The organism is Nocardia brasiliensis (assembly GCF_011801125.1).
Taxonomy (GTDB): domain Bacteria; phylum Actinomycetota; class Actinomycetes; order Mycobacteriales; family Mycobacteriaceae; genus Nocardia; species Nocardia brasiliensis_C.
This window is the reverse complement of record NZ_CP046171.1, coordinates 3,217,822-3,230,222: the sequence shown is the minus strand read 5'-3', so window position 1 is coordinate 3,230,222 and position 12,401 is coordinate 3,217,822. Positions and strand designations below refer to the sequence as shown.

The 12,401-nt window shown below is 61.2% G+C and carries 9 protein-coding genes and 1 pseudogene; 7 read left to right on the top strand and 3 right to left on the bottom strand.

Features of this window, described 5'->3' with window-relative positions; genetic code table 11:
- Positions 1-111: 111 nt before the first annotated feature.
- Entirely contained in the window at positions 112-1,020 is a 909-nt protein-coding gene (locus F5X71_RS14770; protein ID WP_238816000.1) for a terpene synthase family protein, read from the bottom strand.
- Between the two features lie 812 nt (positions 1,021-1,832).
- Here F5X71_RS14770 and F5X71_RS14765 point away from each other — a divergent pair.
- From F5X71_RS14765 to F5X71_RS14745, 5 genes and pseudogenes are all read left to right on the top strand, one after another.
- The gene (locus tag F5X71_RS14765) at positions 1,833-2,120 is read left to right on the top strand and encodes a transposase (protein ID WP_167462474.1); all 288 of its coding nucleotides are present in this window, start codon (positions 1,833-1,835) and stop codon (positions 2,118-2,120) included.
- An 8-nt stretch (positions 2,121-2,128) separates the two neighbouring features.
- On the top strand, positions 2,129-2,995 hold the full coding sequence (locus F5X71_RS14760) for an IS3 family transposase (protein ID WP_167462473.1): 867 nt from the start codon (positions 2,129-2,131) through the stop codon (positions 2,993-2,995).
- Between the two features lie 654 nt (positions 2,996-3,649).
- On the top strand, positions 3,650-3,934 hold the full coding sequence (locus F5X71_RS14755) for a class I SAM-dependent methyltransferase (protein ID WP_167462472.1): 285 nt from the start codon (positions 3,650-3,652) through the stop codon (positions 3,932-3,934).
- Positions 3,935-3,963: 29 nt separating this feature from the next.
- Positions 3,964-4,173 (top strand): hypothetical protein, encoded by a 210-nt coding sequence (locus F5X71_RS14750; RefSeq protein ID WP_167462471.1) that lies wholly within the window; start codon positions 3,964-3,966, stop codon positions 4,171-4,173.
- A gap of 889 nt (positions 4,174-5,062) precedes the next feature.
- Positions 5,063-6,208, top strand: a pseudogene (locus F5X71_RS14745) (IS3 family transposase).
- A 24-nt stretch (positions 6,209-6,232) separates the two neighbouring features.
- Here the strand turns inward: F5X71_RS14745 and F5X71_RS14740 are convergent.
- Together F5X71_RS14740 and F5X71_RS14735 are read right to left on the bottom strand one after the other, a co-directional pair.
- Complete coding sequence (locus F5X71_RS14740; protein ID WP_203218302.1) at positions 6,233-6,964, bottom strand: transposase; 732 nt, start codon at positions 6,962-6,964, stop codon at positions 6,233-6,235.
- Positions 6,965-7,301: 337 nt separating this feature from the next.
- Entirely contained in the window at positions 7,302-8,465 is a 1,164-nt protein-coding gene (locus F5X71_RS14735) for a hypothetical protein (RefSeq protein WP_167462469.1), read from the bottom strand.
- Positions 8,466-10,188: 1,723 nt separating this feature from the next.
- Between F5X71_RS14735 and F5X71_RS14730 the strand changes: the two genes are divergently transcribed.
- The gene (locus F5X71_RS14730; RefSeq protein WP_167462468.1) at positions 10,189-10,722 is read left to right on the top strand and encodes a hypothetical protein; all 534 of its coding nucleotides are present in this window, start codon (positions 10,189-10,191) and stop codon (positions 10,720-10,722) included.
- Between the two features lie 1,121 nt (positions 10,723-11,843).
- Positions 11,844-12,356, top strand: coding sequence for a hypothetical protein (locus F5X71_RS14725; protein WP_167462467.1), 513 nt, complete (start codon positions 11,844-11,846; stop codon positions 12,354-12,356).
- Positions 12,357-12,401: the final 45 nt, after the last annotated feature.

The window sequence follows — 12,401 nt, the reverse complement described above, 5'->3', positions numbered from 1 at the left end:
TGACAAGCCAACCGGGAAACAACAATAGGCCATGGCGCTGAGCTTCGCCGCCACTGCGCCTCGACCGTGCCGCGAGACAAACTGACCAAGACGCTCTACGTTTCGACGGATTTACGCGAAGTCCCACCACCATCGAATTGAAGGGGGCGGCACGACCTTGGGAAATACCCTGCGCTCTGAAACCTCATGAATTGGCTTATCCAGCAGGCGGCCGGTAGCAATTAAAGGGCTACCCAGTTTCGAGAATCGCGCATATCTCGGTAGTCGGCGTTGCCATTCCAGAACTCCTCGCACGAAATTTGACAGTTGTTTCAGATAACGCTGCAGGCGCTCGTCGTTCCTGTTTGACAGTTTATCTTTCAACCGTATGAATAGTTCCATCACCTCCTCCATGAGAGCGCATGCTTCGTACATGGCATCCTGGGCGCCGATCCCGCGCTCGTTCGCAATGATATGAACAATGTTTGACTCGAGGCTGTTCTGGGCGCCCTCGTGACTGTAGGAGCCAAGGTCTGTCAGGACAGAGAATGCGACGCTTGCGGCATCGGTTATGGCACGAACCGTTGGGTCACCCATAGCGGCCGGCGTGTACCACGTGCCCTCGGCAATCTCTGTCAGATAGAGACACATGAGATCCGCGCCGTCCGCGGGACGGGTAATCATATGTTCATCCAGGCTGCGGACGTAGCCGCCCGATCTGTCCGATACCCCGCATGCGGCCCCGATCGCCCAGCGATAGTGGGCGAGAGCGACGGCGGACACACCCTCGCCAGTACGGCTTCGGACTCGCGACATTATGTCTACGAGGACTTTTGACAGTAAGTCCACGAACTCAGGCCCGTGCGAGATTCGCTCAGGGCAAATGGCCGTATACATGAGGTTCATGGCACAGTGATTGAATGCCGTTGGATCGCGAGACAGAGGCCCATCGTCACAATAGGCATCATCAAAAAGAAAGGGCCATGGCAACCAATCGCTCAGTAGCTGCACCCCGTCTTCATCACCAGACGCCGCCCACATACAAGCCAGGTCACCAGAGCAGATCTCACGCACAGTACTTATCGATGCGGAATCGAATCCCATTTCTTGATAGAGATTTTCGGTTCGCCGCTGAAAGTTTTCGCCTCCACCCTTGACGCACAGAGGCAATGGGCACCAAATTGGCGGTATATCTATAACAGCTCCAGTGGCGCCGTCTTTAGATTCGAAAATACACATAGACACTCCTAACTCCGGGCGACTTGATTATATGCAAGCCTGGGAGAAATTCATCCAGCAAAAATTCTCCGGATTTGTTCCGCACGCCTACTGCAGATAAGGGTTCAATTCGTTTTACCCCGAGTTCAATATGGTGACAGCATTCGGATGTCCGATATCGACCTATACGCCCGGATGGCAAGCTTCCTGAGTCTGCGGCACGGCACCTGACTAAATCTCCAAGACAGATCAGCTTCGCAAAACGTGGCCGGTCGGCCGCGAAGCGGCCTCCCCAGCGCGATGGCGGATGTATCATCTTCAAACCTCAAGCGGCCGAGCCGAACAGGCGTATATCCTCAGTCTAGGAGCAGCAGCCTGGACCGGCTCGATGTTTACAACAAGCGCGCCTGACCTGAAGCACTGCGGACACCACACTCGCAACTGAGGAGCGTCCTACGGTTCAGTGCGGCCCCAGCTGCAGCGTTTAGGCACCTTGAGGTTGCCCCGGATTCCCGGACGGATTGATCTTCCCCCGGTTTTCCGGAACGGTTTGTTGAGAGATACTGGCTTGAGGTTGCCTCGGTCTTCCGGACACCGATCGTGAGGCGGGATACTCGCCTCCGGAAGGAGTCCACATGCCTCCAGCACCTCCGCGTGAGTTCCGTGAGCGCGCGATCGAGTTGGCCCGCGCCGGTGAACGCCCGATCGGGCAGGTCGCGTCGAGCCTGGGCATCTCCGAATCCTGCCTACGCAACTGGGTCAAACGCGCCGACATCGACGACGGCGTCCGCGAGGGCCTGACCAGCGCCGAACGCAACGAGCTGGTCGAGCTCCACCGAAAAGCACGGCGACTCGAACTCGAGAACGAGGTATTACGCAAGGCCACAGCGTATTTCACGCGGGACAACGTCCTCCCAAAATAGTGTTCCCGGTGGTCGCCGAACTCGCCGCGGCCGGCGTCCCGGTCACGATCTCGCGGCAGGTGCCGGGCGTGTCGACCTCCGGATACTACGAATGGCCCGACCGCGGGCCATCAGCGCGGGCACCCGCCCACACCGAGCTGACCGCGGTGATCACCGCGGTCCACACCGCCTCACGCGGCACCTACGGCGCGCCGAGAGTGCATGCCGAGCTGCGAATCGGCATAGGAATCCGGTTGGGCCGCAAGCGTGTCGCCCGATTGATGCGATCGGCGCGCTTGCAGAGCACGTTCCGAAGACGGCGCGGCCCCACGCACCGCGATCCGGCGAGCCCGAACCCGGACCTGGTGAACCGCCGCTTCAGCGCAGAGGACCCGGACCGATTGTGGTCCATGGACCTGACCCAGCACCACACCGGTGAAGGCTGGGTCTACTGCGCGGTCGTGCTGGACGCATTCTCCCGACGCATCGCGGGCCGGTCGATCCCCGACCATCCACGCGCCGAGCTGGTCTGCGATGCCTTGGACATCACCCGGTGGCGGCGCCGACCACCACCGGGGCAGACCATCGCTCATTCCGACCACGACGCCCGGTACACCAGTTCGGCCTTCGGCCAACGCATCCGCTCAGCGGGCTTGCAGGGATCGATGGGCTCCATCAGGGACTGTTTCGACAACAGCATGGCCGAAAGCTACTTCGGCACAATACAACTGGAACCACTCGACACCCGACTCCGGTCAACGAGAAAGGAACTGGCCACCGCGATCTTCGACTACATCGAAGCGCTCTACAACCCGACCCGAAGACATCCCAAACTCGACATGCTCAACCCCGTGAACTACGAACGAGTCCACACCGCCGCTCACCGAGCAGCATAATCAACACACCCAATCCGTCCGGGAATCCGGAGCAACCTCAACCAACGAGAGGACACCGCAACAGAACTCACCGCCGGACCGACATCTCGGATCATGCGGCGCCCTCCCCAGTTACACCACGCCCCGGGACTTGACCAGCTGCGCTATCGTGTAAGTTGTCTGGTGCTAGGGCATGCCATCGCCTGAGGTGGTGAGGATGCATGATTTCGGCAGTTCGCCCGAGGGATGGACCGTCCCGAGTTCGTCGCAGCACCGTGCCGCTCGCTCGAAGGAGCGTGCCTACTGCACGGAAGCCACACGACAGAAGCTACCCGGCGAATTGGCAGCCCTGCATCGAGGTATCGCGACTACAGGTCACGCTCAGAGTGCCATGAATGGGCGACGCTCGGTCGCCATTTACTGGAAAGCTGACGACATCTCACTCTATGCCCGCTCGATTAATATTCGAAGAGTGAACAATGACATCTGAGCATTCCCCTTCGCAGCATGGGTTCTAGATCTCGACGAAGCCGGTCTGCTAGATATTATTGTCGGCGACAATTTCCACCTCGACCATTGCACAGAAGGAGGAAATGACGGGCGACGGCTCGACGCACAGGGCCGTCGTACCGATTTGATCGCCGCAGCCCGCCCATACCGGCACGCACCTGCTAGATGTCGGATGTGACACAGGAAGGCTGCGCGGCGCACAACTCGCATATCGAGCACCGGTATTGCAATAAGCGCCAGCCAGATCGAGTCGACATAGGTCTCCGACCAAAAGAAAAGCTGGAATTCGAGGTAGCAGATGCAGCCAATCTGCCGTTTACGGACCAGCAGTTCGATGGCGCGCACGCCCTCGAATCCCTACTACACATGCCATATAAATTCTTGGCGCTGCGGAAAATGCGTAGAGGCGGCACCAGCATGCGTCGTCGCGCCGCAGACAGCGCCGCCTGACCATTTCGACCAGCCAGCTAGGTGCAACCATGCCACAGAACGTCGTTTTCGACATCCCCGTCCCACCGCGCTACAACCCCGCCCACGATCACGCCGAACAACACAACCTGCGCTGGCTACGCCAGCATCGGATGCTCGTGACACCAGCCGCGGAAACCCTGTATTTGAGCTGGGGGATCGCAGATCTGGCTGCCCGATGCTGGCCCGACGCCAGCGCCGAGGACCTTGGACTGGGGTGAGCGAAGACGGCGCCGATAGGAGAACCGATTGACGACATCCAGCATGAAGCTGAAGCCATCGTCTAATCCCGACTCCGACCGAGAGATAGCCGTGGACTAACCCCACCGCGTCCTCGAACCTGGCCACTAGCTTGAGTTCTAACCAGGTGGCGTGGTCGTGGGCCTGCCGGGGTTGGGTGCGCTGGTGTTGCTCGTGGTCTTGATGTGGACGTCATGGCGGGGTGCGGGCCGCTGGTTGCAGCGGCCTGCTGGTCGGCCTGGGCCAGGATATGAGGGTTTCGGTGCGCGGGCTGGACACGCGATGTTCGGGCGCAGGTGCCGAAATACCCTGCGAACACGTGCTGGCGTGAGTTGTTGTGCGGCAACGGGTTTCTCCCATTGCCGTCGTTGGTCGGCGGCGAGGCCGCGGGCCAGGCGCAGTTGGGTGTAAGCGGCAAGCAACATCCAGGTCCACCGGTCCGCGCCAGCGGGATCGCGGGGTTTCGGGGCGGTCCAGCCAGGGATTGCTTGAGCATGCGGAAGGTGTGCTCGATATCGAACCGGCGCAGGAACGCCTGCCAGAGCAGATCGACGGTGCCGGTACCGAGGCCTGTGCTCGAATGCCATAGCCAGACCGGTTTCGGTATCGCCCCGCTGGGCAGGTAGTCGACGTCGAGACAGATCACGGTGCCCTCGATCACCGGCAGGGTCGCGGTCTGGGCGACCCAGGACGAGCGGTGGGTCAGCCGGGGATGCAGCCGGTCCCAGGAGCAGGCATGCGCGCGACCGTAAAGCCTGGTCTCGGTGAGAGTTTCGGTCGCGGGTGTGGCCCGTCCCCAGTGAATGAGACCACTCGGTATTAGAGTCCTGTTGGCCCTGATCAGGGGCTGGAAGGGTTACTGAGTGGGGCATGGCAGGACGTAAGCGGTATTCCGCGCAGGAGATCGTGCGGAAGCTGCGCCGTGCCGATGAGCTGATCGCGGCGGGCAAGACCGGGGAGGAGGCCGCGGCCGAGCTCGGGGTGTCGGCGGCGACGATGTACAACTGGCGCCGTCAGTACGGCGGTGTGGACACCGATGCCGCCAAGGAACTCAAGGAGCTGCGCGAGCAGAATGCCCGGTTGAAGCGGTTGCTGGCCGATGCCGAGCTGGAGAAGGACGCGCTGCGGGAGATCGCCAAGGGAAAATTCTGAGCCCATCCGCCAAGCGCCGCGCCGTGGACATGCTCAAACAGGTCAAGAGCATGTCGGAACGGTTGGCGTGCAAGGTGGTTGGGCTTGCTCGTTCGACCTATCGGTGGCTGCCGGCCGCGCAGACCCCCCGAAGATCCCGACGCTGGTTTGCGGGCCTGGCCGCGGTCCTATGCCACGCAACACCAAGGGCACGGGTTCGGCCGTGTGTGGGCGGCGTTGCGGTTCGACGAGGGCAGCGAGGTGAACAAGAAGAAGGTGCACCGGCTCTGGCGCGAGGAAGGCTTGCAGGTGCGCGCGCATTCCCCGCGCAAGCGGGCCGGGTGCTCGTCGGTGCCGCCGGTCGACGCGGGCGCTCCGAAAGTAGTGTGGGCGTTGGACTTCCAGTTCGACTCCACCGTCGACGGTCGCGCGGTGAAGATCGCGTCGATGATCGACGAACAACTCCGCGAGTCGCTGCTGCACCTGGTCGAGCGGTCGATCACCGCCGAGAAGCTCGTCGCCGAGCTGCGGAAGGTGTTCACCGCGCGGGGTGGACCGCCGATGGTGCTGCGGATGGACAACGGGCCGGAGATGATTTCTCATGCGCTGCAACAGTTTTGCACTGATCGGGTCGGAATCGTTTATATCCCGCCCGGGACACCGTGGAACAACGGGTTCATCGAGTCGTTCAACCGGCGGCTGCGGGCCGAGTGCCTCAACCGCAACCACTGGACGAGCCTGCTCGAAACCCGGGTCGTGATCGGCGACTTCAAGACCGATCACAATCATCGGCATCAGCATTCGGCCCTGGGCTATCTCACCCCGGCCGAGTACGCAGCCCGCTGCGGCCACACCCACCATCCCGTGGCCTGCGACATCAACTGAAACTGGATCGAATTCAACCCGGACTCAAAGACCGGGTGGTCCCGTCATCGGGGACCGGTCAGGTGCACCCCAGGTCGCGGGGTCACCGAACACGAACTCACCGCCGTGGCGGGGCGGGCGCCCTTGGTGCCGGGCAGCCAGGCGGCGCAGGACACGGTCCGACCGCATGCGGGCCAGCCCCCGCACAGGCAGATCCGACAGCGGCAACGCCAACCACGGCCCGTCGTAGCCCGCGTCGGCGACGACCCAGATCTCCGGGTCACCCGACTGCCACTGACCGGCGGCGATCAGATTGCCGATCACCGACCGCAACTGGGTCGCGGTGGTCTCGGCGGCGTCCTCGCCCGGTGCGAGCCGGACCGCGTCCAGCGGTGCGGTCCAGGAACTGCGGCCGGTCTCAAGCGCTACCACCACCGAGAACGGCCATCCCGGGATCATCTGGTGAGTGTTGCGGGCCCGGCCGTAGGTGCGACAGAGAATCCGCTGCGGGCAGGTACGCGCCTCGGGCCGCAACCAGGAGGTGATGTCGACCGCGAGCACCAGACGGTCATCCGCGGCTCGCGGCAGCGGCACCGCCGCCAGCGCCCGCCGCGGCCGCTCCACATCGATCCGGCCGCGATCCAGCGCCACATACGCGCTGCCGTGACCACGACGATGCTCGGCGACCAGCGACAACTCCGGCAGCGACCGCACCGGCCCGTCCGCGCACAACACCGCGTCGACCAGCTCGAACACAGCGTCAGGCCCTGTGGTCACACAGTGATACAACTCCCGCCGGAACTCCGACAGGTCCCTGCAAGCACCGGCAACGCCGGGATCGTGCACACTATTCAACTGAAGGCCTTGGCCGAGATTCTTTCTGTCGCAAGATGAATCATCAACCAAGGACTTCGTTCAAGATCAACCGTGACGCACCTGACCAGCCCCGAGGTTAAAACTCAAGCTAGCGGTCGCGATGACACCACCGCTCGCAGCGTCACACCGACCCCACGGATTTAGCCGCCCCAACTCCCCCGTCAGCTTACGTAAATTGTATGGACGCGTCGGCTGGATTGTGAGCGAGCTGGGATCAGAGCACCGCTTGGGGTTGATACTATCTGAATCCCAAGCTGAAAGAAAATAGTAACGAAACCTCCTTTTTCCCTTCAGACAATACAACAAGTTTTGCCCAGGTAGCACAGGCCCTGTCTCGACAGATAGATAAATCCTTTGCGTTCTGACCTATGATACTGACTTGCAACACCGCAGGCTTGTCCAGTGCGATTTCGACGGGTTTGGATAGTTCTGAGCAAGCAAATGCTTCCTTTACATTTTTATCCTTTGCACACTCAGACGTGGCGACTTTACCGTCCTGCCATATTGACACAGAGGCATCATCGAACAAACCGCCACCACCGAATCTCATGAATTCTGCATCGCCTGAAGGTATCGAGTATTTGACCGGCTGCCTGTCGGTATTACTCTCTGTCCATTTGGAGTTAAGAATTAGATCGGCCGTGTCGACGAACTTGTCTTTGGACAATAGAAGCGCCACATGCTCGCCCTTAAAGGGGTACGTGATCCATTTGAAGTCAGCACCGGACGTGTAGAGTTCTTGAGGGGTACCGGGTGGGTCTTCGACCCAGTCACGCGGTGTGGCCAGATAGAAGTTGAACAAGAACTTACCGACGTTGTAAACCGCGAGGCCGACCGCGATCGCCGCGCCCGCAGGGGGAAATGCCAACGCAATGGCGGTTGCGGCAACACCTATGACTGCGACGACAGCCTGCTCGATATTCCCAGTGGAGATCGCTTCGCTCAGGGAGAGCAGATCCCCAAGTGGAGGGGCCGCGCTTGCCGCCAAGTAGATAGCCGCTTTGGCGTACGCGTCAACGGTGCTCTCCTGCAGTGCTCCTGTTGTCACGTTCACGCGAGAGGCCCACGTGGCGAAGTCGTCGGCTCGCTCGGTCAGCTTCCGAACCGCCGGATTCTTGCTGGCCTGGGTCGCGTGTCGCAACAAGCTGGCAACCCTCGACAGACCCGCCGGGGACGCCACATCGTGCAACCCCATGGTCGTGGGCCCAGCCGGTTGCTGCGACTTTACTGCCGTGACCAGGTCGGCTTCAACCAGCTCAAGGTCCTTCGGTACTGCCCGAATCTGCTCGTTCGACATCCCGCAAATTCGTGGATCCTCCCTGCCTTTTTCACACCCGACTTCTGCTGCAATCAAGAGGTCCTGATACCCCGCCCCCAGGGCGCCGATAATCACATCGTCCACCGGTGGAGCACCGTTATCAGCAGCCACCGAATGTGGTCGCTCTTCGTGTGGCTGAGCTGAAGCCGTCGGCCCTGCGGCGATCGACGAAAGAACCAGAGCAAAGATCGGAACCGCCCTTAGACCTGCGGTAGCCCTCCTACTTGGCATAGCTCTCCTCTCCATCACCAGACATCGACTAAGCGAAAGGAACGCACGACCCAGCCCCTACTAGCGCCGACGCTACCAACGTACCGCCGCACCCCTGCCAGACACACCGTGAATTCTACGGTCAGCTCGCCACGTGACGCACAATGGGACAGCATTGGAAACGCAGGTGCCTGGAGTCTATGAATGCACTAAACTATTTTTTTGACTTCGTATCATCGTGGGCAAACGCTCAAATTGCCGAAACATACCAAGATAGCGAGGGGTCAGGATGCTTCGAATGCTGAGAGGCAAATGGGGCCGCTTTGGTCAATTTATCCATTCAAAAGACGACTGTCCACGTCAGGCATCGTAATGAAAGATCGAGAATCTGACGTGTTCGAACATATCAGTGTCAGGAGTATCAGCAACATTCATCCCTCGGGCTCGACACCATCAGGCCGGAATCTTGTCCACCGCGGCCGTCGGTCTGCTACCGCAAACCGCACACCCGGTAATGACCAAACGCGAATCACACCGGCAGTCGAAACCCCTCGGAGCGTGCATGGTCGATATAATAGGCAGTTTATTAACTCCAATCAAGATTGCCAACCATTGAGTTACCCATCAACTGCAGATAACGGCGAGCATAGACTTCCCCTTCAGGCATGCTCACGCCCCCGGGACACATTGACGAACTCGATCAGGTGCGCCGGGTGGAGCCACCTCCTGCCGGCACCCAGCGATCAGGCTTCCTTCCCAAATGATTATGAACCTCAGCAAGACCCGTTGACGTGCTTGTATTTGATCATGTTGTCAGAGCCATGCCGACTTTCTCACATGTCGCAGCGCGCAAGGGCCGCAGGACCAGCCAGACTTGCCATGGCCAGAGAAGCGTTGTGGTAGCAGAACCACCACTACCGCCGAACATATTGTGCGCCTCAAATCACCCCACATTCCACCCTCCACGAGTTACCGAGTTGAAGCCAGGTCAATTCATATATCCACGACATAATGCCATTTATTGCGTGGTTTCGTCAGCACCTTCGAGTGGAGGACCCTACCCGACCACCTCGCAGGAACATCTTTGCGACGCGATGCACATCTCTCCTCGTCATCCACCACCATCACGAGAACACCCGCAGGGATCGTAACGAACTTACTCAATATAGTCCGTTCGATCCGAGAACCGCTGTAACACAACACGGCCTGTCGCGACGTATTCGACCACGGTCGCGAGCTCCTTCGGCGGTGGCACGATGGCCGCGGACTCGATCACGCGGCCAACTTCTCCGGTCTCTCAGCCGTTATGCGCCGACGAGGTGCATTTGGCCCAGCCCGGAACCAGTAGTTGGGACCTTGTAGATGCCGTTGTTGTCGGATATGACTTACGGCGGTGACCGGCTGGGCCGTCGACGTCCATTGCAGCGGGGTGAGATGGCCCGGAGTTGGGGGGCGTCGAACTTGGCGGCGAGTTCAGGGGTATCCCCGCTGGCCCCAGAAGATCCCTCTCCTCGCGCAGCGGCTACGCACCCCTCGCTGTGCGTTCCTCGCCTACGCTGATCAGTGATCAGTCCTGATACGAGGTGAGGAGCACGCCATGATCGCTGCGGTCGTCATGGATCTCGACGGGATCATCGAATCCACGCCCCCGTGGCGAGGCACCGACCATGACATCGACCATGTACGGCAAGTCCGGGCGATCGACGACGCGAACGCGCTGGTGCGAGTCCTCGCCGGTTATGTTCCGGTGGTGATCGCCACCACCGCACCCGCAGGCTACGTCGCCGCACTGACCGATCAGCTGCCCGACCTGTTCGACCCGGTGTCCAGCATCGTCGTCGGCGATCCCGACGACCTACTGGAAATCGCCCTCGAATCACTGGGCATGGCAGCGGGAAACGTAGTGGCGCTGCTCAATTCCGCCGAGGGCCTGATGGACGCCCGCGCCCTCGGGATGCGGGCGATGGCACTGCCCAGCCCGCGAAATCCGTTGCCGTGGCAGGTAGCAGAGGCAGGCATTCCGATCAGCCCGGCTCCCCACCATGCGGCGGTGTCACTGCTGCGTGCCTTCCGGACCGAGGGCGTGATCCCACTACGCTGGAAGCTCATCCGGCAGCTGCTTCCCGTCTGACACCGAACTGACCTACACCCCCGGCAGACCCGACACCGAACCCGAACCACGGGCAGACCTGCCAGGCGATCGAGAACCTCATCACCACGAGCATGGCCTCCGAAATGGAACCACTTCCCAGCCACCCCTAGACCGCCGTAGCAGGCCCCACCTGACGGGCAAACCACCACAGGTCCCGACCACCCGACAGATAACATTCGATCCCACAGTGTGATTGGGCCCAATAGCGAGCGCAGAGGCGACGGCAGGCGTACAGCCCGCAAGGAGCCAGCTACCCCTAGCTGGCCGCACGGGACGACCATTTCCCCTTCCGGCGACACCCCTGCGGCTGTTAACCCACGCTCCGATCCCCCAGGCCAGGCCAAGCAAACGCCGCCATGCGGCCCGGCGCGGCGCGAGGTGCAGGATCTGGCAGCGACGCGAGCCGCCGGAAAGTCGCTGCATAGCAATCAAACCCGGAGTTCCATATATTGATCGGGCACAACGGTAGATAACTACACAGTTGCTGTCGTAGGGTTCTCGGGTATGGACAGCGACCTGTACCCGCCGACCATCGCCTTACCGCAGCAGACCGGACTCATCCTGGAGATCTCGGCCGTCGGCTGGCACAACCCACTAGCAGCCAGAGGCGAACCGAGCTACGCCTACGTCCGCTGCACAGACGGCCATACCATCCGATTGCCGACGGCATTGCAGGAGTGGGCCACCGGACTCCTCGCGGCCAACCGCGCCCGCAGAGCCGCCGGGGAACCTTCCCTGCTCCCCGCACGGATCGAGTTCGGTGTGCTCGATGACAGGACCTACGCAGAAATACTGGACCCGACAGAGCAGCCCTCCTGCCCAGCCGGTTCTAGCGATCCTGACCACCCCAGCTACACCACGCCCCGTGACTGGACCCCGAGATCGAACGCCACGGCCCCGGCCAGTCGGCACCCCTCGCGCGGCGGATCGAGATCCAATCCCGCGCCATCGTCACCGCGGCACTGGGATCGCAAGCCGGACAGCCGATCCAAGTCCGGTCAGTAGATCCACAACCGGCCAGATCGCTGTAGGGTCAGCCTGCTCCAGTACATGTTCAACGTCCGACCGATCCCTCGATGTGAACGCAGAAGAAGGTGAACGTGAGGTCGACCGACATCATCGACTATGACGGCGGCGCGATATACCTGCTCGATGACCAACTGACGGACCAGACACGTACCCTTCCTGTGCTCGACACCGGCCGACTACGACCAGGTTTCGGCATATTGGGGATCAAGACCAGCAACGAACGCAGCTACGGTCATCTCGCAAGGGTCAGCGTGGAAACCGCGGACGGGTTCCCACCGGAACCGACCGACGCCGAGTTCATGGCGGAAACCAGCTACCTCACAGACCTCGGGCGACAACGAATCGGCGACTGCTACTTCGCGGCATGCCAAGGGGACCTCGCCAGGCCGTTGACCCCGCCCGGCCCGGCGCGAGTGCATGTGCGGCTCTATGAGATACGTGGGCCACAAGAGCCCTATCGCGCCGCCGCACCCGGCTACGAACCCAGGCTGATCCCGGTGAACGAGCACCTACTCCTGCACATCTGGAACGAACCCGTCTTGCACGAGCCCAGGAACGGCCGATGCGATCGTATTATCGGCTGACACAGGGCAATCCGCTGCTATCCAAGCCGTCGTAGGCGTCGGTCG